This is a genomic window from Novosphingobium sp. AAP1 (assembly GCF_001295765.1).
Taxonomy (GTDB): Bacteria; Pseudomonadota; Alphaproteobacteria; order Sphingomonadales; family Sphingomonadaceae; genus Novosphingobium; species Novosphingobium capsulatum.
Genome location: NZ_LJHO01000004.1, coordinates 1 through 23,287, shown reverse-complemented (window position 1 = coordinate 23,287; position 23,287 = coordinate 1). Strand labels below are relative to the sequence as shown.

The following is a 23,287-nucleotide window of genomic DNA, read 5'->3' as shown; positions in this document are numbered from 1 at the left end:
ATGATCGTGCCTACCTCAGCTTGATGCGGAACGCGCCGAGCAAGTTGCGGCTTTCGAGCCACGTCTGCACTTCGGACGTATAAGCGCTTAAAAGGGCCTCGCTATTCGCTGCGGCGCGAATGAAGGCGACAGCGTTTGACGGGATATCGGACGCCGCAAGTGTATTCCATGCCGACTCGTGCTGGCAGACAAGCGTGTCGAGACTGGCGATCGCCGCCTTGGGGTCCGCAGGCAAGCTGGCCCCAAAGGTCACTACCTCGCTTCGGATCTGCCGTATCTTTGCGACGCTCACCCGAAACTGCGGCACCTGCCCGAGCGCACTCAAGACGTCATCGGCGCCAAAGGCGGCGCGCTTATCGACATAGGTTTTCCACGCAGCGGTCGCCGCCTTATGCCCCGCGCTGGCGATACTGTTGAGGCGGTCAGTAAAGGCGTGCTTGATGTCGAACGGCGGGTCGTTGATCTTAGCTGGATCCTCCTTGATCGCTTCGCGCAACGTGCGTGCCTTGTCGGCATAGCCGAGGCCGTTGCTTGGCTCGAAATCGACCCGAACACCGGCATCCGCAAGGGCGGTCAGCGTCTCGCGAAGCCTCGCCATAAGCAGCGAAGCGTTCTCGAACTGCTTCGCGCGCGTACCGAATTGTTCGGCTTCGGCGGCGCTATTCCTGAGCTTCTGGTAGTTGTTGATCTTGGTTGCCAGCGTGGCGGCGCGGTCAAGCAGCATCGGCTTGCTCCCCGTCAATCGTCGCCATCGCGATCAAATCGGCTTCGATCGCGGTAAGCGCTGTATCGATCTGATCGAGACTGGCCGCCACTGCGCCGTGCTTGGCGTCGAGACTCTGAATGGTCGCTCCGATATTGTCATCAACGGTATCGAGAAAGGCCTGCGCCGCGGCGACTAGAGCGGTCCCCGCATCGACCGCGCCGCGCCGGCCTCGACCAAAATGAGGAAGCGCGGCAACCGCATCGCGTTCGCTGCCAAGCGCCCGTGCGGCTGCCAGTGCGTCATCGAAATATACGGTCCTGAAGCGGTCGAGCGCGTCGGTCAAAACGCGTCCCGTGGTGCTGGTGCCGATACCGGCGTCAGCCACGGCCTGCTGCGCTGCATCGAGCGTCGTTACGATAGATGCGCGCGTAGCAGTCGCGCCGAACGCGTCTCGCATCGAATTGAGCCAGGATTTGCGGACCGCCATCTCGGAGTTCGCTGCCGTGGGGAGCGCGTCCCTCGTCTCGCGATAGAGTTTGGCGGGCTCTTGTGTCTCACCATCGGGGGGCTGAAGACGCAACTGCCATTTGGCCTGACGAAATTCACGGATGGGCCCGAGGATACGGCCCGGATTGAGCATTGCACCGGCTCGGCCGCCCTTCATGCTCGACATTTGGGATTGCGCGATTCCCACCAGCTTTTCGCGTTGTCTTGTCAGCTTGTCGTACAGTGACTTCATTTCGGGTGCCGTGCTCGCGCACTCGCTTGCCCATTGTGCGCTGAATGCTGCGTCGATCATGTCGGCAATCTTCGCGTCGGGCTTGATCTTGCCGCCGATCGCCGCGCCGATGCAGAGGAGTTCGACCGCTGCCGCCGCCTGGTTCCACTGCGGCGTAGGCTGGCAGATGTCGCGCAATTGCGCCTCGACATCCTTCGCCCAGATCTCGACGCAATCGAGGAACGCGGCGAGCATCTTTTCGCCGTTGGGGAATTCCCAGCGGAACTGATCCTTGCTGGCGCGCAACAACCCTTGAAGAGCCGCTGCCGCCGTTTCGGGCTGCACAAGAGTGCCCGGGATAACTAGCTTGACCTGCAGGTCGGTGCGCACCTGCGTCGTTTGGCGATCGAAGCTGATGCTCGCTGTTTGGAACGCCTTACCGGTTCGACCGACGAAACTCGCCTTGGCCAGCCCGACCATGTCCCAATCGATGGCATTGGAGACGGCCGAATAGACCAGCAATCTGAGATTGTTTGCAATGGATTGGTCCAGCCCCTGCCCGCCGATCCATTGTTCGATAAGCAGGTCTTCCTTGCTGGCAACGTTACGCTGCGGGGCTTCAAGCGTCGGCGTGTCGGCCGTTGGCCGGTTCGGCTTCGCCGCGTCGGCGCCCGGAATCTCGGGAACCTCGAATGCTGCGCGAACGCGCTCGTCGAGATTGGCGATCGTGCCGGTGCCATCATAGAGTTCGAGAAAGGATGCCCAGCGCTGGTAATTCTGCGGATTGCGATTGCGCAGTTCGGCTTGAGCGACGGCAGGGAGGGCTGTGATGCCGCCGAGCTTTTCGAGAAGCTTGAACGGCGGAAATGTGCCGGTCGCAATTTCGGGGCCGAAATTGTCGAGCACCTCGACGAGCAGGTCGTTCTGAAGGACGCGGGGGTTGAGCCGTTCCGGCATCGAAGTATCGGCACGCGACGCGGCGTTCCACAAGGCGTCGGAGGTAAATGGATAGAGGCCATAGCCGTCGACCTCACCGAACACGGCGTGGCATTCGGTTTGATGGATGCACATGTCGCACTTGGAGCGCGGGCTTTCGCCCGGTGCCGCAGTGTCGCTCCACTGGGCGATGCCGTCCCGACCAAGCCGTACGGCGTTGAGATAGCGCGCGGTGAACTGGCTGAGCGAAGCCTTAGTGATCGATCGGCCCTCGGCCCGGCCAGCGGACCGATCCATATCGACTATATGGGTCGTACGCATATAGGCAGTCTCGGCCACGCTCTGGAAAAAGCCAGTGGTGACCGCGATCGCCGTTCGCATCTTGCACTGGCGCTCGTCGCCCTGCGAGGTGATTGTCTGCAGTAGCGCGCGGTCGATGCCTTGAAGGCGCGCGAATTCCTCCACGAGAAGGACGAGTTCCTGGCCCCGCGATTTGAGGTAGGTGCGCAAACGGGTCATCAACTCTTCGACCCGGTCGCCAGAGAAACTCAAGGTTCGCGCTACGGCGCGATCAAGATTGCGGTTGATGATCCGGATCGCGAGCGGAAGGTGTACTGCGGGGTCGAGTTCGATGAGGTCGATGGCGTCTCGTGCGAGGCGCGAGGCATGTGCGAAGTCCATGCCGCCAAGCGGCAAGTCACTCTCGACGAAGACGCGGCGTTGATCGGGACGATCCTTCGCGTTGGACGGCGCAAAGATGTGGTCGACGATTTCGGCGATGACGGTGTTGTCGCCGAGGAAATGCGCTTTGCGCATATGCGGATCTTGGAACAGATCGGGCAGGCTGCTCGCAAGCCCCTCCTCGATCTCTTCGGCGTCCGTCGGCAGGACCTCCTCGCGGATCACCTGCGCGAGATCGTTGAGCAATTGCTGCTTCTGGTCTGCCCGGCTTTGCGTTCCGTCGCCCGCCGATTGCAGCGTTTCGAGGAAACTCGCCTGCTGCTCGGCAGGCAATTCGGCGATGATCATCTTGACGATGTTGCGCAGCGACGTGCCCGACTTGCGCACTACCAGGACGACCCTCTCCTTGGTCGGCTTGATGTTGAGCCGCATCCAGTGAACGAGATGCGACTTACCCGAGCCCGTTTCGCCAAGGATGGCCGCCAGTGCATGCGGCCGGTCCTCACGCAGAAAATCTGCGAGAAAGGCCAGCGGCGTCATGTCCGCCCACGAGGCCTCACCGATATCTTGGAACGACTTGCCAACCTGCGGGCTGACCTTGAGGTCCCAGTCGCTGTGCACCGCGCGGAAAAGGCTATCGCTGATATGCTCGGCGAATGGATTGATCACCTGGCGAACGGCACCGGGATCCCAGCAGAGAAAATTGCGCATCATGCCGCCTCTCGCAGCGCGATACGGCTCACGCGACCTTCGCGCGAGCCGAAATCGAGAATACGGCCGGGTGCGTCGGCGACGGTCGTCATAGTCAGGCGCTGGCGGTCGGCAAGCCGCTGCAGCGCAAGACTAGTGGTGATCGAGAGACGCTTGTCGCCGTTCGCCACCGGTGTGAGCCGCATGGCTTCATAGTCTTGACGAACACTGCCGGTCTCAAAGACCGGAAAGATCGCTGCCAACCGCGTCATGAATTGCTCAATCGGTAGGTCGTTGCCCTCGGAGAAGATGGCGGGGAGCGCGCTTTCGATTGCCTTGACCGGATCGGGGATCACCCGGCGCGAGGTGACGTCCTCGGCATCGCTGCCACCCCCGACGATGGTGGCGAAGCCGAGATAACGCGCCCAATACAGGAAGTTCTGGTAGCGATTGAGCGAGGTCAATTCGGTCTTCGATGCCTGATCCCCGATCTGCGCTTTTAGATTGTTTTGCGGCGCCTCGGAAAAATTCATCGGCCGCAGCGGGCTGGAACTCAGAAACCAGGACAAGGCGACCATGAAGCCGGCTTGCTGTGTTTCGGCTGCGCGCGTCGGATCGAACAAGGTGCGTCGCATGAAAGCCAAGAAGAACGTCTCGCTGCCCTTGCCCTTTTTTCCGCCGCCGCGCGCGTCGGCGGTCAGCCGCACCTTGTCCTCAACCTCTTCGACCAGACCAATGCGCCTTGCTTCGGCAAGCGTGTTGCTGAATAGCGTCGTGGTCGGCTCGCCATCATCGTCGCCGCCACGTCCACTGAGTGACGGCGGCGTGGCCCAGGCCTCGATCCTATCTTTGACTTCACCATTCTCGCTATCGAACAAGGCGGCATAGATCGCGAACAATCGACTCGGAACGGCTTGGGCAGTTGTAACTATACTCATTGGGCTACTCTTGCATTAAACTCGTCGAGCGTCAGCGTCCGACCGCCAAACACGTCTTTCAATCTGTGTCCATCTGGGGCGAGCTGATCAATTGGGGCTAGGAAGATCCGAGGATTATCAGGCCGCGGCGCGAGGTTCTGCGGCTCAAGCGTTTGTCGGTCGCCGACCATGACAAGTTCGGGGCCACGCGGAAGGCGCGATGAAGCAAGCGAGGACAGGTCGCTGACGAAGAATGCCAACTTCTCCGCAAATTTCAGAACCCGGCCCATGTCGAACGGCTGCGGGCCGAGCATGATCAACTTTGCGAGACGGGCGTGCGCTAGGCGCTGCAGGGTGTCACCAAGCCGGCGCGACGCGTTGCGTGCGAGGTCATTGGGATCGTAGCTGACCAAAAGCCGAAGATCGCGGTCGAGAAGATTGGCGACCAGCGGATCGAGGGGCTCGGTCCACGGGCCGCGCGGTTCGCCAACTGCTACGCTGTTGAGACGACAAGCCTCGTCAGATCGGCACCGGCTGCAGCGACTGCAAGTCCGTCCAACCCGGTTCGCACCGTACAAATCTTCCAGGATCGCGGCTGGACAGCGATCGTCGCGTAGATATTCGCGCATAAGGTCGAGATTGCGTTTGGCGGCAATCCAACCGGCACGGCGCACGGGTTCGACGCGCGACTGCCATAGCGCCAGGTCGAGATGATGATCGTCAACGATCTCGATCTCGAGCCAGTCTCCCTCCAATTCGATCCGCGGGAAGGGTGTGCCGAGCAGCCGCAGAATGCCGGCACGCGCCATCAGGGCGACCGTGCGCAAGTTCCAGTCGGTATTGGCATCGCCGAACATGTCGATGTCGCGTTCGTCGGTTCCGGGTCGACCGTCGATCCGCACGGCGAAGCGTCCGTTTCCAAGGCTGGTCTTTCGCGCGAACATCGCAGACCAGCGATGATAGCCGCGATCAATGCTAATGACTTGTTGACCGTTAATGCGCTCAGCGATCCCCATGTCTTTGTCTGTCGGCACAATCAGCGAAAGCGCAGCTTTGCCGTCGCGTCCGCCGCGCCCGACCTCTTGGTAGAAGCGATCGAGCGTCTCTGGAACACAGGCATGGACAACGCTGCGGGCATGCCCGTAATCGATGCCAAGCCCGAACGCGGAAGTTCCGACGACGATATCGAGTGCGCCATCACGCCACTGGCCGACAATCTCCTCTCGCTCGCCGCGTCCGGTCTTGCCGTGGAGTTTGCGAACCCGGCGAAACCCCGCGTCGATCAGCCGCGCATACCAAGCGTTGGCGGCCGCAACCTCGGTAACATAAAGCACCGCCGGTCGAGGCACGTGGTGAAGCGCCTCCAGGACTTGGGCAGTTCGGCTGGCCTCGTCGGTTGATTGCGCAATCCAATAGTCCGGTTCGGGCCGCAACTGCACCGCCGCCAGGCTTTCGAAATTGCTTTCGGCGCCGAACAGAGAGCGCAAAGTTTCGAGTGAGGAGTCGGTGAGCGTCGCCGACAACATGATGGTGCGAAGCGCTTGGCCGGGCGGTGCCGCTGACAGCAGTTCGCGCCGCAAGCCGCTCAATTCCTGGAACTCGGTCCGAAAGCCCGTTCCCCATTGGTCGACGAGATGGGCTTCGTCGATCACCAGCGCGCGCAACAGACCTGCCTCGGCCGCGCGCCGCAACGGGTCGCGCAGACGGCTGCATGCGGCTTCAGGCGACGCGAAGCACAGGCCTTGGGTGCCGTCGGAGATCCGTTCGGCGATAATATTGTTCTGGGCGTCGTTGCCACCCTGGAAAGCGAGCGGGCGCGACAGGCCGCAAACATCGACCGCTTCCTGTTCGTGATTGACCCCAAGGGCGACGGTAGGGACGATCACCAGGGTTACGCCGCGGTTTTCCGCTTGGTCCGCGCCGACGAAGCCGACTGCCTGGGCCAGCTGGAAGATCATGCTCTTGCCCTCGCCGGTAGGCAGAGCAACGACGAGGCTTCCGCCGGCGGGGGTCGAGAGCGCTGCACGTACGGCAGCGCGCTGTCCGCGGCTGCGATAGGAGGTTCGACCGACAGCGGCGAGCAATGGATCGCCGTCACAACCCGCTCTGTTAAACTCACGGCGGATTGCCTCGGACGCAGCAAGGGTCTCGACGCCGTCGCCGGGAGCCACGAGCCATGCCGGCTTCCATGGCTGGAGCGTCACGAGTCGCGCTTCGCCAGCGGAAGTGTTGTGTAGCCCGACCGCATCCCATTTGGTGAACCCGTCGAAGCGTGGGTGCGACACAAGGACAGCTGGGGACACCATGGCGCCGCGGCGGACATGCTCATAGGTCATGGCTTGCCGGAGCAACACGGCCAGATCGAGTGCGCTCGCCTGGCGCCCCGGGTCGACCAGCGCTTTGCGCAAACGCTCGACCGCGGGTGACCGGGCTTGCCAGTCCGCCTCGCTATCAGTGCGGATGAGCAATTGGCTCAGGGCGGCAAAGGCGTCGTGGCCATCGAGGTCAATCATGAGCGGACCTCGTGAGCGGCCCACCCAGGATGAAACATCCCATGGCGTCGAGCCGGATGGCGGGTGATGCGATGCTGGGCAGGATTGACTCGATTAGAGCGATATCCTCGCGTGCCATCGAGTCGCCGGCCGATTGGCGGCGCTGCAGCCGATTTCGGCGCCGCTGTAGATCGCTTGCCGCCAGTGTCGTCGCCGCGGTGATCGCATCGAGCACGGCGGGCTGCTCAGACAAGGTTTGCCGCGCGCCGTTCCGCACGCGACGGCACACGGCCGGAAACACAGCGGGGTCGATATAGTCGGCGAGGATATGCGGCCGGCTTCCAAGATTGATGTCAGCGCTCAGGCCTTTGCCATGCCCGTTATACGGCTTGGACAGGACGCCGAGTAGCGCAGGATCGAGGACCATCTCACCATTGATGTCGATAAACAGGGCCTGCTCGATTTGCGCAAAATAGCGCTGTGCGCGGCGTAACGCGGCAAGTTCGGCGCGCGAGGGCGCGAGCAGATCGGCGATGTCGAGACCGGGCTCGATCGTGAAGCAGAGCTTGAATCCGATCCAGGCGTCGCCAAGCCAGTCCGCGACCGGCCGATAAGTGACGAACGCGGTTCCGCGATCGTCCCAGCGCGTGAAGCGCGCCAGCACGTCGACGAGCGGCGTACCCGGGCGCAGCAAGGTCACGGCGGTCCGGCGTGTCGCGATCCGGCGCTTCCAGCTCAGCGGCTGGCTGTCGTCGAGTTCCAATTGCTGTTGCCACGGCAAGCGCGGGATCAAGGTCTGCTTGGTTATTCCGAGCTTGAACGGATCTCCCTCGGGCCAGGCGTAGGGCTGCTTCTGGAGTTGCAGTGTGTCGATCAGCCATTGATCGACGCCAGCCTCAAGCGCCGCCTCATCAGCTTCGGCGTCATCCAGAGTCTGGATGAACGCCTCGACCGGTTCCTCTGCAAGCGCGATCCGATCGAGGGCATATTGTTCGTCCTGAGACTTTCGTTCGTCGGCGATCTGGCATTTGATTTCCTCGGCCAGCGCGATTAGCGCATTCGGCCCGCTCATCAGCAGGGTGTCGAGCGCGCGGGTCTCGAAATCATCTAGCAGAAATTGCACATCGCTGATCGAGCGGTGGAAAATCGACAGGCCGTCGGCGAGCAAGACCTGCCAGGCTGCAAAGGGGCTTTCGTCTTCGTCCGAAGGCAAGAGGATCCGGTGACGGATGATCCCCTGTCGCCGGCCATAGCGGTCGAGGCGGCCAATGCGCTGCTCGATCCGGGCAGCGCTCAGCGGCAGGTCGAGATGCACGATGGCATCGGAGAAGCTGAGATTGAGACCTTCTTCGGCCGTCCGGTCGCCTATGAGAACCGCAGCATCGGGCGCTTGTGCGAACGCTGTGACGCTGCCCTCCTTGTCATCGCCCGCGTCACCTGCCGAGACAAGTAGAAAGCATTGTGTGTCGCCGAGCGCTTCCTCCAGCGCTCGATGAAACGCGGTTGCCAGAGCCTCAGCCGTCGCGAACACAACGATCTTGGGCTGATCGACGTCGGCCTGCAGCGTCTTGATCAGCCTCCGCACGCTTTCGACCATTGTTTTGATGCGGTCGGCATCGTCGTAGTCCTGGGCTTGCTCGCGCAGCGCGTCGAGGATTTCCGCCTCTCCAGCGAAGATCGGCATGACACCAGCCAGCCAAGCGCGAAGGGCGTCGGCGCCTTCTGACACCGCGCCGAGAAGGTCGCGGTAGCGTGCTGCGAGACGCGGGACCCCTGGATCGCCATCGACTAGCGAGTCGACCGCAGCCGCCCGCCAGTCTTCAAGCGTACCAAGCAGCACCGCCAGGTTGTCGCTCGGATCGCCTTCGATGCGCACATGGGCCATGGCGCCGCCATCAGGTCCGCGAGGTCGAAACTCCCATCCCTGAGCATCAGCGCGACGCGAGCGGATCAGGCGCTGGTGAATGCGGTAGCTGTCGGCGATATGCTCTTTGAGCGCGCCGCACAGGTTGAAGAGGCGCTCGGGCGCCTTGCGCGTTGCCTCAATCAACTGAGGCGCCAGATCTTGCACTACGGGATCGTCAGGAAAGCTACGGATTAGTTCAGCGCCGCGCTGGCGCAGCACAATGCCTGATGCGTCCGGGGCGAGACTGAGGAGCAAGCGGCCGATCGTCCGGCGCTGTTCGAGCTTCAGGCGAAACCCGTCAAGATCGTCGAGCGGATGGGTCAGCGGATCGAGCAAGTTGAGCAGTGCCAGGAACCGAGCCTCTTCGCCAAGAGGCGGCGTGGCGGACAGCAGCAACAATACGGGCACGTCTCGGGCTAACTCGCACAACCGAGCCGCCGATGCTGAAAGTGGGCCGTCCTGGAGTCCAACCAAATGATGCGCTTCGTCGACCACCAGAACATCGGGTGTTCGCGCGACCCGCGCGAGGTCGGCATGCGAGCAACATTCGAAGGGCTCGTCGAACTGGTCGAGGCGGAGTTTTTCGGAAAGTTCGCGTCGCCACTGCCCACACAACGCCGACGGGGTCGCGATCAGCACCTCGGTGTCGGGATTGTCAATCAGATGCTGGCGGATGATCAGCCCGGCCTCGATGGTCTTGCCCAGCCCGACCTCGTCGGCGAGGAGATAGCGCTGGATCGGATCGCTGAGCACGCGGCGCACCGCTGCGACCTGGTGCGGCACGAAGTCGATCCCGGCCGAGAGCAGCGACGTCAGACCTTGAGCCGCACTGGTCAGCGACCGCAGCGGCGTTAGCGCGGCTTGCCGGCGGTCGTGCAGATACTGGCTTTCGGCGGCGCTGGCCGCGAGCATTTCGGCTGGATCCTCGGGCATATTCCACGGCCGGACGAATAGGTCGATCTCGCTGAAATCCTTTTGCTGCCCGTTAGGGAATCGGACCTCATAAGTGACGAGGCCATTTTCCTGCTGGAGATAGTCGCTAATGCGCCCAACTCGCGTGCGCTCTTCGTCGACGACATAGGCCCGGGTTTGCGGGCTCAGATAGGCGCGAGCGACCGTGCCGACCTCGCACTCAATTTCTTCGCTGCGTTGGATCGAGTGAAAGATCGATATGACACAGCGGCCATCGGCCGCAGATTGCAGCTTTCCGACGCCCTTCTGTCCGGGCAATTCGACGAGCATTCCCTTGAACAGACCCGCATCCCCTTGGGCGATTCCCCTCAATCGCACCATGTGGGTCATCTTACTGACAAAGATTTGAGGACCAACCAAAAACGGAAAGCGTTATTCGGCCAAATTGGCGGGATGTTCTTGCCGGCCCTCTACGCGCATCTCGCAGGCAGGACATCGTCAGAGCCCGCGAAAGGCGCGCAAGCCGAAAGCCAACTAGTTTAGAGCGAATACAACTCGAATCCCATTTGGCGGGCAGGCGTGTGCCATCCGACATCAACTACCGGTGATCGCCCTCCGCTCGGCAAGCACGATATCTGGCACTTCTGCGAAGCTGGCTATGGTATAATCGGGACCAACCTTTCCCACCGCGGGCAGCCAGCGCGGCTGAAAGCCACCCGGGAAATAAATCGTCTCAAGCCCGGCAGCCTTCGCGGGTGCGATGTCTCGGTCGAGTTGATCGCCAACCATGAATGCCTCGCGCGTGCCGGTGAGGCGGAGAATGCGGCGATAAAGATCCGGTCGTTTTGCACCTTCGACGATTCGTGTGAAGTGCGTGTCGAGACCAAGACGCTTCGCAGTGCGCTCGACCTTCGCTCGCGCGGCCTCGGTTATGATCAAGACGTTGCACCCGGCCGCCTCGAGCGCAAGCAGGCCAGCTTCCACCCCAGGCCGTATGGCCGGAGCGTGCCCGAGATCGCTGAAATAGGCAGCTTCAATCACGCCCATCACGTCCTCGGCGATCCGCTCCTTTCCCGATCCGACCAAGGCAAGACGCGCTGCGCGCGCGACATCTTCACCGTGCAGTGCGTCGGCGAGGGCGGCGATGAGCAGCCGTGGCGGATAGCGAAGGCCAGCATGATGATGCTCGGCGATCCGCTGGTCCGCTGCACGCACGAACGCGAGCCTGTCCTCTGCTACTGATTGCCGACCGGCTGCTGATTCGACGGCTGCGAGCAAATGCAACTGCGCCGCCGCGAAGACACCGTCGGTGTCCCAAAGCGTGTTGTCGGCGTCGAGAAAGACGGTGGCAGGAGCTTGGCGGCGGGTTTCCATCACCTGCTTCCCTGCACGTGTACACGAACATGGGTCGAGGTCGGGTGCCCTGTGGCCTTACTGTCTGAGCCGTCAGTGCGGGCCGGCAGTTGGATCAGGTCAACATCGGCTGCGACTGGCTTTTCCGGCCACAGCAGTTTGACTTGGGTCGGAACGGCTGGCTGCTTGGCAACATAGGCCTGAATGAGCGTGATAAGAATCACGAACAGTAGCAAGCATCGCAATGCCCATGCGAGCAGACTTTGAGCGGGGCCGAGATAGCGTAATTTGTCGGCGGTCTTGGCAGCGACCAAATAGGACTCCATCACGTAATTTTTGAAATATTCTTCTTTTAGTTGGGGGCGTATAACGGGGCCGCCCTGTCCGACCTCAACGAACGACTTGGCCCAACCCTCGGGCGACACGCCGATCATCTCGCGAAAGAACAAAAAGGAGCGGGTCTGCCCCGCCTGGCGCTTGGCGGTCGCTTCCTTCGAATACTTGAACCGGGTGCGCGTCGCGTGGAATGTGACCAACGCGCCGGCGACTGCGGCAAGCACGAACAATACGAAGGTAAGGTAGGCCCCGATCAGCACCAACCGCCAGCCAGTAGCGAGGCGGTCGATAAGCTCGAGCGGATAGCTGGCGCTGAAGCTCGCGAACAAAGCGCCCGACAAGGCGCTGAGAAAGGTCGTAACGGTGAGCAGGCGGGTCGCCTTCTGGTCCTGATATTCGGTCTGCGCCTTCACTTCGGTAAGCGAGGCCTTAGCTAGGTTGATCGCGTCGTCGAGCGACAGTTCGGGTGCGGTCATCTTCTGCAGAGCAGCCTTGGCGTCGGCCTGAATCTTGGCAAGCTGCTCCTTGCTGGGTTCGTCTTGCGCAACGATCTGTTCCAGTACTGCCTTGGCGGCATCGATCTCGGCGACATCGCCAGCCTTAATCGGACCAGTCCAATCCTTCATCGCCGTGGCCATGTCGGCAAGGATGTCATCAGACTTGAGACTGGCAATGATGCGCTTGTCGGGCTCTGGTAATTGCCAGTTGGCCGCCCAGTCTCGCACAGCCGCGGGCAGTCGTGGAAAGGTGAGGAGATCGCGAAGTGCTGCCTTGGTATTTGTCGGGAAGCTGTGATGTTTGGTGTTTAGGCGAGGATAGAAGTCGACGCTCGCGTTGAAAAGCGATTGCAGCACTGCACGCGGCCACCACAGCCCCGCGTTTGTCTTGAGCTTTACACTGTCCTGTCGTGATTGCTCCGCATCCGAAGTCAGCGTTACCGTCGCGTTGGGGGTGGGCGCTGCGGTCTCGTTCATGCCGGTTCCCCCTGACGATAGGCGTGGAACCCGCGGGCGCGAAGCTCGCAGGCAGGACAGGTTCCGCAGCCGTAACCCCAGTCACGACGTGTGCCCCGCTCGCCGCGGTAGCAGGTGTGGCTGTGCTCGACGATGAGATCGACCAACGTGTCTCCGCCCAATTGATGGGCCAGCGCCCAGGTCGCTGCCTTGTCCAGCCACATGAGCGGAGTATGCAGCACGAAATTCTGCGCCATGCCGAGATTGAGCGCGACCTGGAGCGCCTTAATCGCGTCGTCGCGGCAATCAGGATAGCCGGAGAAATCGGTCTCACACATGCCGCCGACGATGTGCCGGAGTCCGCGCCGATAGGCGAGCGTCGCCGCGAAAGTGAGGAACAGGATGTTCCGTCCGGGCACGAAGGTGTTTGGAATTCCGTTCGCGTTCATTTCGATCGCGACATCGCGGGTTAGCGCCGTATCGGAGACTTCACCGAGCGTCGCCAAGCCAAGGCTGTGGTCCGCGCCGAGACGTCCGGCCCATCCCGGCTTAATCTCGCCGATGAGTTTTAGGATTGCACCGCGGCTTTCGAGTTCGACTGCATGGCGTTGGCCGTAATTGAACGCCAATGTCTCGACCGTATCGAAACGATCGAGAGCCCAGGCGAGACACGTTGCCGAATCCTGTCCTCCGGAGAGGAGGACAAGTGCGCGGGTTTCGTTCATGCGTCGACTTCTTTGGGGCCATAGTAGAAGCAGGCGTCGCCGCTGCTGTCACGGTAGACGCTGACCCTGAACAGATTATCGACCGCGGGCGAGAGCCGGTTCCAGATCCAGCGGCTGAGATTCTCCATGGTCGCGGCCCCCAGATCGTTGATCTCGTCGAGGAAGCGGTGGTCGAGCGCGTCACGCGCATCGTCGATGGTCCGTTCGAGGAACCCCAGGTCGATCACCATGCCGCTGACCGGATCGGGGCGGCCGCGCACGGTCACCTCGGCGCGATAACTATGGCCATGGATGCGCCGGCTCGACTCCGTGCCGATCAACCGGTCCAGAGTGTGGGCGGCGTCGAAGCGAAACTGCTTGCTGAGCTCGAACATCAGCGCATTCCGATCATCTTGTGCGACTGGTGCGACAGGCGCCAGCGCGGGTTGTCGGTGCAATATGTAATCGCCGCCTCGAGATTGGCGGCAGCGGTCGGCAAGTCCATCTGCTGCAGGAAGAAATGGTTAAACGCGAGATGTCGGAACCCGGCGGGCGCGACTTGCGTGCCGTTGGTATCGACCCCGATCTCGAAGTCGCGGGCGTGGAGCACGGCGACCAGCGCATCATCGACCTGTAGCAGAGGCTCGCCTTCGGTTAGCACGACATAGCGATTGGCGGAGGATCCTCGCCACTCGGCGGCGATCGCATCCGCCAGGGCATCAGCATCGGCGCAACGCCCGCCCCCGGTGCCGTCCATGCTGACGAAATCGGAACCGCAGAAGGTGCTCGCCGAGGTCGCGCGATCGCCCTCGCGGCCCGACCAAAGGTTGCAGTCCGCATAACGGCAGAAGACGGCGGCGGGGCCCATTTGCGCGCCTTCCCCATGCAGGGTCTTGAAGATATCCTTGATCGCGTAGCTCATGCCGTCCCCGCTTGGGGTTCGAGGGGGTGTTTGGGCGCGGCCTTGCGGCGCTTGCGCTGGTCGGCCTTCACAATGGCGATCAGATAGTGTTTGAGCAGGGCGATATCGCGATTGACGTTCTGGAGGCTGTTCCAGCGGCGGATTTCACCCGACAATTCCCATTCCCCACTAGTCCAGGCGGTCTTGTGCTTCAAACATTCGAGTCCTTCGCGGAAATCCTCGACGCTGCGCGCTTCGGAGCGTTGGGCGAGAACTTCCATGACATCGCCCATCGCCTGGATGCCGGCGCCATGCAGCAGCCGCGAGGTGGCGGGCTTCTGGCCGTGCCAAGCTTCGGGCCAGACCTTCTTCACCGCCTCGAAAAAATTGGAGACGAGCCGAACGCAGCGCTCCACGCCCTTGGGTGAGCGGATCATCTCACGCATGACGCCATTGGTAAGCGATTCCATGATGATCCGCTGCATCACCGTATCGGCGATGATCCCCTCGGGGCAGGTGTGTTGCTTGATATAGCCCTTGAGCGCGGTGTTCTCAAAATTGAGGCGCGCGGTGAGATCGGATGCCACCGAGCGGCGACTGAGGCGTGGCGGCAGATTGTCGACCGTCGGTAGCAGTTCGTAGATCATCGATTTGGGCAGCGGCTTGGTGTTGTTGATCAGCACGAACTGTCGGCGAAGTTCGGCTTCGTCGCGACAGATCAGCGCGGACACGAAAATTTGGAAGTCGCGGTCGACCTCCGCCAAAGCCGACAGGCGCTGCTGCCCATCAACGACCAGGCCGGGGATCCCGCTGCTAATGTCGATCGACAGCCGAATGACACCGCCGCCAGCATCTTCAACGGTGACGTGATCTGTGAACGCGACGACGATCGGATTGGGAAGCACCGAATTGGGATGTTCGAGATAGTCGCGGATCTCGCGGATGTGGGCTGCGACCTGTGGCCGCTGGAACCCCCTGAGTTCGCCTTGCGCGTCGCGTCCGATCCGCTCGATTGAGGCGAACCGGAGGACGTCGGCAGCCGTTGCCGCGAAGCTGAGCACCTGGTGCTCACTGCTCTGCTGCGCACAGACGGCGAGGTAGGTCATTGGGGTTGACGGCACGCTTCAAATCCAGTCGTTCTATATGGTCGTGGTAGACCGCAAGATTGTGCATCCCGCGGCGTTTATTGCGGTTGCTGCCGCGAAAGATAATCACGTCGATCGCGGCGTCCTGGCAAATCTTGCAGGGACATTGTTTCCAGGGACGCTCGGCCAATGTGACCCGGTAGCGCTGAGCGAGTCGGGCCAGCGCGGTGCTGTTCCTGCAGTCTTCGTAGGGCTTTTCCTCGACCAGCGGCGCGCTGTAGACGAGGACATTGTGTAGGGTTTCTTCCAGGTCGGCCGCGCCGCGATCGAACGCGCGCAATGAATTCAGCGCGAGCGCTTCCAGCCGAACCAGTTCCTCGGCCCGGAACATTCCTTTTTTGACGCCGCGCTGGAGCTTGGGATTCTCGATAGCCTGCGGCACCCGGATCGAGGTAAAATAGCGTAGCCCCAGGCCCTCGCCGGGAAGATAATAGTTCTGCTTGGCGTCCTTAAACGCGCGGATCAGTGGCGAGGTGGTGTCGAAGCTGGCGATGTCATAGCCGTGAAAGCTGTCGATATCGTCGGCCTTGGCGAAGCCCAGAATATGCAAGCGCGTCGAGGCCGGCACCACGTCGCGGATCGCCTCAAGCACCAGCTTGATCTCGGGAGACTTTAAGGGAACCATGCCGCCGATTGCGAGATAGTCATAGCCCATCGTCACGAGTCGCCGCGCAGCCTCGGCCATGCTGCCCGGCGACCAGCCTTGAACGACGCCCAAAGGCGTAAAGCTCGCATCAATCGACTGCGCTTCGCGGCGGAAGGCGTTGGCGTTCTCAAGCGTGATCTCGAAGCGAACCTTAGCGTCGTCGGTGCCGCCGCTCATCCCTTGTCCGGTCGGGTCGAAATCGAAGATAATGTGATCGACTGAGCAGCCATGGGTGAAGCCGCATTCGTCGTAGAACTCGGCCATTTCCCCTGCCGAATAAGGCGGACGCTCTTCCTGAACATAGGTGAACGCGCCGCAATCACCGAAGATATCGAGATGCGCAAACTCGGGTTTGTCCAGCCGCAAGAACTTGCGCGCGCCGACCAGATGAAACCGACGCGCCTGGCTGGCGGTATATTTGCCCTTCACGCGGTGGTCGCCGACGATGCCGCGCGACACTAGCACGCCGTCATAGGGCGCGTAGCCCAGGATTTCGTGCGGATAGGCGTCGTCCCAATAGGGCTGACGCTCAGCCGGACTGCGGTCGCCAATGAAATCAAAGGCCGGATCAACATAGTCGAGGCTATCCGCGAAAATGAACTTCATGGGGCAGCACGCGCCAAGTCGCGCTCGACATGCATCAGATGGTCGCTGAGCTTGTTGATGTGCTGCGAGGTTGACTGGATCTCGTTCCAGACTAGCCCCAAGCCCTCCCAGGTGCCGCTCGTCCAGCAGCAATGCGGGGCCAAGCGCTGTAGGGTCGCGCGCACGGCGGCAGCCTTGTCAGCGGCTGCATCGGCGCGGAGCATCACCGTATCCATCAGCGCGCCCATCGCGCGAATGCCAGCCGAATGCATGAGCCTGCTTTCGGTCGGAGGCCTGCCCCAGGCATCGGGGAAAGTGTCGCGTACCGCTGTCCAGTAAAGCAGCATCACGCCATACATGGCTTCGGTGTTGTTGCCGTCACCGTTATGCTTATATTGACCGAGCGCGCCCGCAGGCGTCTTCAAGCTCGCCTTCATCGTCTCGATTAGCGCGCTGTCGGTGACGATGCCGGCGCGGTCCTTAGCATCGGACTCGCGCTTAATCAGATTGAAAAAGGGCGACTTCGGGTCGGTGTTGAGTGCTTCGCATAAGGTGCTCGGCAATTGTTTGGCTGCAAGGTTGCGCGGCAGCAGCACGCTCACTTCGGGCAGCAGTTCATTGATCAGGCCGGTCGGCAGCTTGCGTGCTTTATTGACGAGGATGAACTGCTCCCGCTGGATTGCGAGTTCGTCGGAAACAAACCCGATCACTGGCACAGCGATGGAGGGATCCTTGGCCGCACCCAGGGCCAATGAACGCTGCTGACCGTCGACGATCCACGCTGCTCGATGGCCTTCGGGATAAAGTGGGATCTTGAGCGTACCGGTTTCACCGACCTCACAGGCCCGGTCGGGCGAGCGGCCTCGTGAACGGGCAAACTCGACCTCGGGCGACATGGCGAGGATGATTGCGTTAGGGAATAGCACGGGGCCGCTGTCAAGAAATGCTGTGATGTCCTTGACATGGTCGCGGATTTCGCGACGCTGGAAGCCCTTGAGTTCGTGTTCGTCGCGACGGATACGGCTGATATCGGCGATGCGATTGATATCGGACCCGTATAGGAAGAAGGCGAACACGCCGGTCCCATCTCCCTGTTCCGAGCGAACCGCGCGGACTTTGAGATGCTCCCGCGCGGTCATGCCCGCTCCTTGCGCACCTGGCGCGCAAGATTGGCGAGGCGCCCCTGCTCGCAAGCTACACCCAGATCGTCGCGCAAACGCCGCAATAGACGCGCAGTGCTGCCGCGCTCGACGTCCCAATGCTTCCGGACCAAGGCAAGCACGGCGTCATCATCGAGCCGTTGGCGGTCGAACCGCGCCGCAAACCGCCAGCCGGTCAGCGCGGAACCGACCGCAGCGCAATGATCGCCGACAGAGCGACGGTCTCCCGCAACGTGTATATACTTGGCGAAATGATGCAGTGCCCTCCCGGCAAAGTCGCCGCGTGTCCCGCGCACGGGGCTGTCGGGACCATCGAGTCGGTCGTCATAGGGCATAACCAACGGCCGCAACGCCGGCGCCACACGGTCGAGCGGTGCACGTGTAAACAACCGCACCCTTGCCAGTATGGCCGCCGGTAATGCGCACAAATCGTCCGTAACCATCTCAATATAGGTGTCGGACAGCGCCGCGCAGATCAGGCCGTTGGTCACCGACACGGCCTTCTGAAACGACTGAGAAAAAGGCGAAGCGGCTCCCAGCGCTTGCCACCAATCAGTGATCGAAAAGTCGCCAGTGACGCGCGACGCGATGCTATCAGGCGCATTGATCAGCACAGTGCAGGAATAGGGCGGCACCCGCGCATCGGCGGAAACAAGGCCGAGCCCGGCTGAGACTACCATCAGTCGCGCGTCGAGCAGCTCGGCAGCAAGCGCCGCTTCCCGAAAGGATCGGCCACCGTAGATCGTTCGCGCCGGAAACACATCGTCGGCCGCAGCTAGCCGGCACACCCAATCGACCGCAAGATCGTCGATTGGTGCCTGTGGAAGCGCGGACACATGGAGATTGTCGCTGACCGGTTTGCGCTTGCGATTCGTACAGGTGGTGATCACGAGTGTCACAAACTACAAGCTCCTCATCGGCGTTCACACCTGCATTAATCCATAACGACAGCCCGAGGATTTTGCTACATTTAATGTAAAAAATTGTATCGACCTTCTCGCCAGTAATGGCGTTCTTCGGCTTCACGCAGCGCGATGTATAGCGCAGCACGCGCTAGATGATCGGCGAACTGCTGTTTGCGCTGCCCAAGCTTGATGCGCGTTTTGGAAAGTGCGAACCGGCGACGCGAAATGGCAATGTTGGGTCCCCACAGGGCGCGGCATAGACTGAATCCGGGCAGCATTCCCTTGGTTATGAGTAATAGCATAGACGATTACGTTCGGTCATATCCGGCAAGGGGGCAGCACTTCAAAGATCGAGATTAGGGCGCGAAGCTGGCACACCGGTTCAGCGTCGGTGGAGTCAGCTATATCGACATGTGCCCCTGGAATGAGACATTCCGGTTCGTCCGCAATCTCGCGCGTTCCGGGACAAACTTCTCCAATGGCGACGAAGGTGTGCTCAGGCTGATTGGCCATCCTGAGCCGACGAGTTAGCGGTCAGTCCACCGCATCCACCTTGAGGACTTACCTCCGGACGGGCTTCCGTAAGGGCAATCAAGGGGCGATATCCCCGTCCCAAGCGCAAACCAGCCCTGGCCAGTCGCTATGAAGCGGAACGAAGGTGAAGCGTGGCGGACGCGACGCCCGTCTGCCCCCCCGCCGCGATCTGCGGTTGCTATCGCGGCCATTAGGTCATCTACAAGGCGATCTTCCGCCGCAATCCTGGCAGTCGTTGTGCCGGAGGTGAGCGTCTCGCGCTGCTCATCCCCGATTTCGGCCACGACTGCCGTCAGCAAAGCCCGCAGCAGGATAGGATGGATTGTCATAGCCCCCGCCCTTCGCGACCAGCGGCAATCAGCCGCTTCAGGCTCTCGAAGGGAATAAGCGTCATGCCCCCGACCTTGACGATCTCGATGCTGCCTTCGGCAATAAGCTCGTAGAGCTTCGAACGGCCGATGCCGGTGAGGCGGCACGCCTCGGGAATTCGGACCGTCAGCGGCTCGGCTCGGGAATTCGGACCGTCAGCGGCTCGGCTCTGTAGGGCTCGGGCTTGGCCTGCCCGAAGGGAATGCTCATGGCTCGTTCTCCTGGCTGCTGGATGGGGCAGCATTGGCCTTCGGCCTGGTCCTTCGTGCAGCCAGTTCGCCTGCCGTCCGGACGAACTGGTCGTAGCGGCGCTGGCCCAAACGCTGCGTCTCGGCATCGAAGGCGGGATGATGCGCGGTCAGCGTCAACTGGTGCCGCACTAACAGACCCAGCACTTCGGTCAGGTAATCGAGCCGCGGCTCGAGCCGCTCGACGGCCCGCACTTGCCGGGAAAGCGCCTTGCCAAACTGCGCGCCTGCCTGCTGGTCATCCTGGCGCTCAAACCATGCGCCGAGCGCCTCGCTCAGGATCGTCGTCTTCGACACCCCTGGCTCTGCTGCCATAGCGTCGAGCCGCGCCGAGAGATGGTCGGGCAGGTAGAACTGGTGGCGGGTCTTGCGCGTCTGCATGCCGGCGATGATGCGCGGCGCATGGACTTGGCAACAGAGCCTCTCCGGTATCCTGAGGGTGCTGTGGCAGCTCAGCCGATCTGCGGTCCCGAACGCTGCCGTCCGAAGGTCCAATCGATGCCGCCGCCGCGCTCGATGGTCCCGGTGACTTGACGGCCCAGTTGCTTCTCCAGAACCGGCCGCCACGGGACCAGCGTGAACTCGCGTGACTTGGCGATCACGGCGAACTTCTCGCCGCCCACGTTGACAGCGTGGCGGTAAGTGCCCTCGACATGGTAGCCCTGCTGCGGCGTGAACTGCAGTCCAAGCTCCTGCGAGAGCTGGGCACCGACACGGTTCACTTCGCGCTGGCGAAGCATCGCCAGCAAGTTGGCCCGGTAGCGGATCGTATCCCCCTCCTGCACCGCCAGGCCCTGCTCAATCAGCCATTGCCGCCGCTGCTGCAGCGATTGGCCGATCGTGGCGCCGACGCGGCCCTGCAGCCGCTCAGGGTTGGTCGCAACGCACTGGCGGTCGAGCCAGGTCTCGCCATCGTGATGAACCAGCTGTTCGAGCGGCCGGTCGGTCAGCACTGCGATGGTGACTGGCCGCCGCAGGGCTTGCCGCTCTTCATGGCGCAGCGCTTCGCCGAGGTAATCGGGGCCGACCGTCCATGTGCCGTTGGGATCACGCTGTATTGCCGCGCCATCACGGCGCAGCGCCTCGAGGCGGCGTACGTGGGCCTGGGCAAAGCGATCGGTAGCCGAAGGGTCATGCGCCAGATGAAGGTCCACGCTGTAACGCCCGCTGTTCGCACCGGCGACTTCGGTGATGGCCCTGTCGGCCGTCCGCACCTCCACCGGTGTCGGCGACACCCGGACCAGCCGATCCTTCATCGCCCCATCCGCCAGGTCCTGGCCGAGATCGACGAAGTGCGCGCGCCCGTCGGTTGCTTCGACGATCAGGTAATGACGATCGCCATGCTCGTCGGCGAGGCCACGGTCGAGCACGCGACCAACGATGGCTTCGCGCTCGGCGGGGACATAGACTGCGTAGTCCTGCGGCAGCACCTCGGGATGGCTGCGCAGCCGCTCGTGCATGGTGGCGATAATGTCGCCCCGCTTGCCCATGGCCCGCAGCGTCGCCTCCAGGTCGTCATTAAGGCGGTAGAGGCCTTTGCCTTCCTTCTTGGCAAGGCCCATCGCCTGCAGCGTGCCCAGACGTGCGGCGCGCAAGGCTTGCTCGGCTGGATCGGCATGCCAGGCCGAAGCCAGCCCCTGTCCGTCGAGATCGCGCAGCAGGCGTCGGTCGATCCGGGTGAAGCGCTCCTGTGTGACCTCGCGCGCGTTGGCGGTGGCGATCTCCTGCTCAGTCCGGGGACCAAGATCGCGGCTGACGATTTCCGCAGCGCGCCCGGCCAAGCCATGGCTGATGTAGTCGCGGGCGATGACGAGGTTGTTGCCCTGATCGTCGACGCCACGCACGACAATATGGGTGTGGGGATGGCCGGTATTGAAGTGATCGACCGCTACCCATTCGAGGCGGGTGCCAAGGTCCTTTTCCATCTGTTCCATCAGCCGCCGGGTCACCGGCTTCAGGTCGGCATATTGCTCGCCGTCCTCAGGGGCGACAATAAAGCGGAACTGGTGGCGATCCCCCGCCCCGCGTTCGAGGAAGGCCTTGCCGTCGGCGTGGTCGCTGTCACGGCCGTACAGAGTGCCGCGTTCGCCTTCGCGCGTCGTGCCATCGCGCTGCAGGTAGGCCAGGTGGGCGCTTGCCGCTTTCATCCCCTTGCCGGCCAACTTCACGTAGCGGGCTTTCACCACCACCCGGCGGGCACTCGCGCCGCCGTGGCGCGGTGCACCGGCAAGCATCCGTCCGGCAGCGACGCCGCGCCCGGTCCGGGTGCCAGTGAAGCGGGGCTTGGCCTGACCCTTCGCCAGGCGTGAGCCACCGGCCTGGTTGACCGCCCGGCGCAGGTCATGGCGCATGGGGCGTTCTTTGCCGATATGACCCAGCCACACCTCGAACCCGTCGTCCATTGCCGCTTCCTCGATGGTGGAAATTCCTGGCGGAACCAGCAATCAGGGGTGACGCGCGCGAGGCTGCAAGGGCCTCCACCTTTGTCTCGCGGCAAGTGCCTGCAACAACACGCTTTCTTGGCCCTGCATCTCGCAATCGGAGGCAATCCCATGGCGCAAGTCCAGCCTATCTCCAGTAAAAATGACGTGCAGACAACAGCTTAGCCCCCACCGCGAGATGGGGGCCTTTATCTTGCGTCGGTTCCTTTTCCTGCCGATCTGCCCCCAGGACCCCTTCCTCCATCATCGCCGACATTCGCGATATTCGCCATATGTTCCATTTGGGCCTGAAGGCATAAGCTGCGATGAACGGCCGGTCTATGGCCATCCGGATCGAAGCCAAGGCAGGGTATCACCTGTAATTGTCGGGGGCATCGAGACGGTCCCCGGCGTCCCGGCATGCAGAATTGCCAACGGGTTTTCGCTGGCCTTTTCCGGTGGAATGTAGGTCCAGGGCAGCTAGATTCCGGGAGGACTACCTGCCGTTTTGGCGTCGTGAGCGAGGGTGCGGCGATGGCCAAGATCACCCGCCATGCGCTGGGCGAAGCACTCGATTTGAAAGGGAAATTTGGCCGGATCACGGTGGCTTGCGACGCGCAGACGCTGCAGTCGCAAGCCCGTGCAGAGGAAGCCGACGTGCAGCAGATGACGCTCGATATCGACGTGCGTGCGAGACTTTAGTGCGTGATTTTGGGGTAGCTGTCGCTGAGCCAATCGAGGAAGCGCGGGGGCCACCGCTTCCTACTAGACGCGGGTCAGCCTGCTTCGCGGACTTCCGAGGCGAGCAGCGCCAGTCGCTCCTGGCAGACGTCCTGGACGAGTTGGCCGAGCTTCTCGACCCGCTCCGCAAGCCACAGCAAATCCTCTTTCGAGATGCGGTAGTGCTTGGAGTAGCGCGCCTTCACGTAAGCGTCTTTCAGCTTCTCGAACAATGCCCGTTCGCGGCGGGTATCGCGAGGCCAAGCATCGACCAGACGCATGTCCAAACCCTCGGCTTGCGTGCGCAGAAAGGCGAGATTGTGGTTGTGTGGCGTTTATGCCGAGCGTCA

18 protein-coding genes and 1 pseudogene are annotated in these 23,287 nt (G+C 62.1%); 1 reads left to right on the top strand and 18 read right to left on the bottom strand.

Annotated elements, in window-relative coordinates; genetic code table 11:
* Nucleotides 1-10: 10 nt before the first annotated feature.
* From IP65_RS09840 to rlxS, 17 genes are all read right to left on the bottom strand, one after another.
* The gene (locus IP65_RS09840) at nucleotides 11-724 is read right to left on the bottom strand and encodes a hypothetical protein (RefSeq protein WP_054131600.1); all 714 of its coding nucleotides are present in this window, start codon (nucleotides 722-724) and stop codon (nucleotides 11-13) included.
* Complete coding sequence (dpdH, locus tag IP65_RS09835; protein WP_054131599.1) at nucleotides 714-3,755, bottom strand: protein DpdH; 3,042 nt, start codon at nucleotides 3,753-3,755, stop codon at nucleotides 714-716. The genes IP65_RS09840 and dpdH overlap by 11 nt, the downstream gene beginning before the upstream one ends.
* Nucleotides 3,752-4,630, bottom strand: a complete 879-nt coding sequence (gene dpdG / locus IP65_RS09830; RefSeq protein WP_054131598.1) for a protein DpdG — start codon at nucleotides 4,628-4,630, stop codon at nucleotides 3,752-3,754. Before dpdG ends, dpdH begins: the two co-directional genes overlap by 4 nt.
* 35 nt (nucleotides 4,631-4,665) lie before the next feature.
* A complete protein-coding gene (gene dpdF, locus IP65_RS09825; RefSeq protein WP_054131597.1) occupies nucleotides 4,666-7,161 on the bottom strand; it encodes a protein DpdF in 2,496 nt (831 codons plus the stop codon).
* Nucleotides 7,154-10,348, bottom strand: coding sequence for a protein DpdE (gene dpdE, locus IP65_RS09820; RefSeq protein WP_082350069.1), 3,195 nt, complete (start codon nucleotides 10,346-10,348; stop codon nucleotides 7,154-7,156). The genes dpdF and dpdE overlap by 8 nt, the downstream gene beginning before the upstream one ends.
* A gap of 204 nt (nucleotides 10,349-10,552) precedes the next feature.
* Nucleotides 10,553-11,332: an HAD family hydrolase gene (locus tag IP65_RS09810; RefSeq protein ID WP_054131594.1), complete on the bottom strand. Its 780-nt coding sequence runs from the start codon at nucleotides 11,330-11,332 to the stop codon at nucleotides 10,553-10,555.
* The gene (locus IP65_RS09805) at nucleotides 11,332-12,621 is read right to left on the bottom strand and encodes a hypothetical protein (RefSeq protein WP_156306519.1); all 1,290 of its coding nucleotides are present in this window, start codon (nucleotides 12,619-12,621) and stop codon (nucleotides 11,332-11,334) included. The genes IP65_RS09810 and IP65_RS09805 overlap by 1 nt, the downstream gene beginning before the upstream one ends.
* Nucleotides 12,618-13,325, bottom strand: coding sequence for a 7-cyano-7-deazaguanine synthase QueC (queC, locus tag IP65_RS09800; protein ID WP_054131592.1), 708 nt, complete (start codon nucleotides 13,323-13,325; stop codon nucleotides 12,618-12,620). The genes IP65_RS09805 and queC overlap by 4 nt, the downstream gene beginning before the upstream one ends.
* A complete protein-coding gene (locus IP65_RS09795; protein WP_054131591.1) occupies nucleotides 13,322-13,699 on the bottom strand; it encodes a 6-carboxytetrahydropterin synthase in 378 nt (125 codons plus the stop codon). The genes queC and IP65_RS09795 overlap by 4 nt, the downstream gene beginning before the upstream one ends.
* Nucleotides 13,699-14,226, bottom strand: a complete 528-nt coding sequence (locus IP65_RS09790; protein ID WP_054131590.1) for a 7-carboxy-7-deazaguanine synthase — start codon at nucleotides 14,224-14,226, stop codon at nucleotides 13,699-13,701. Before IP65_RS09790 ends, IP65_RS09795 begins: the two co-directional genes overlap by 1 nt.
* Nucleotides 14,223-15,311 (bottom strand): DGQHR domain-containing protein DpdB, encoded by a 1,089-nt coding sequence (gene dbpB / locus IP65_RS09785; protein ID WP_054131589.1) that lies wholly within the window; start codon nucleotides 15,309-15,311, stop codon nucleotides 14,223-14,225. Before dbpB (IP65_RS09785) ends, IP65_RS09790 begins: the two co-directional genes overlap by 4 nt.
* Complete coding sequence (gene dpdA, locus IP65_RS09780; RefSeq protein WP_054131588.1) at nucleotides 15,274-16,602, bottom strand: tRNA-guanine transglycosylase DpdA; 1,329 nt, start codon at nucleotides 16,600-16,602, stop codon at nucleotides 15,274-15,276. Before dpdA ends, dbpB (IP65_RS09785) begins: the two co-directional genes overlap by 38 nt.
* Nucleotides 16,599-17,720: a DGQHR domain-containing protein DpdB gene (dbpB, locus tag IP65_RS09775; protein ID WP_054131587.1), complete on the bottom strand. Its 1,122-nt coding sequence runs from the start codon at nucleotides 17,718-17,720 to the stop codon at nucleotides 16,599-16,601. Before dbpB (IP65_RS09775) ends, dpdA begins: the two co-directional genes overlap by 4 nt.
* On the bottom strand, nucleotides 17,717-18,640 hold the full coding sequence (locus IP65_RS09770) for a hypothetical protein (RefSeq protein WP_156306517.1): 924 nt from the start codon (nucleotides 18,638-18,640) through the stop codon (nucleotides 17,717-17,719). Before IP65_RS09770 ends, dbpB (IP65_RS09775) begins: the two co-directional genes overlap by 4 nt.
* An 865-nt stretch (nucleotides 18,641-19,505) precedes the next feature.
* A complete protein-coding gene (locus IP65_RS22205) occupies nucleotides 19,506-19,793 on the bottom strand; it encodes a helix-turn-helix domain-containing protein (RefSeq protein WP_082350068.1) in 288 nt (95 codons plus the stop codon).
* On the bottom strand, nucleotides 19,756-20,178 hold the full coding sequence (locus IP65_RS09760; RefSeq protein WP_054131584.1) for a hypothetical protein: 423 nt from the start codon (nucleotides 20,176-20,178) through the stop codon (nucleotides 19,756-19,758). Before IP65_RS09760 ends, IP65_RS22205 begins: the two co-directional genes overlap by 38 nt.
* Nucleotides 20,179-20,249: 71 nt before the next feature.
* Nucleotides 20,250-22,199: a relaxase/mobilization nuclease RlxS gene (gene rlxS, locus IP65_RS09755; RefSeq protein ID WP_054131583.1), complete on the bottom strand. Its 1,950-nt coding sequence runs from the start codon at nucleotides 22,197-22,199 to the stop codon at nucleotides 20,250-20,252.
* Nucleotides 22,200-22,751: 552 nt separating this feature from the next.
* On the opposite strand from rlxS, the gene IP65_RS09750 reads away from it, so the two are divergent.
* A complete protein-coding gene (locus IP65_RS09750) occupies nucleotides 22,752-22,919 on the top strand; it encodes a hypothetical protein (RefSeq protein WP_156306515.1) in 168 nt (55 codons plus the stop codon).
* A 74-nt stretch (nucleotides 22,920-22,993) separates the two neighbouring features.
* Here IP65_RS09750 and IP65_RS09745 read toward each other — a convergent pair.
* Nucleotides 22,994-23,272: pseudogene (locus IP65_RS09745) on the bottom strand (nucleotidyltransferase); the annotation flags it as partial.
* Nucleotides 23,273-23,287: the final 15 nt, after the last annotated feature.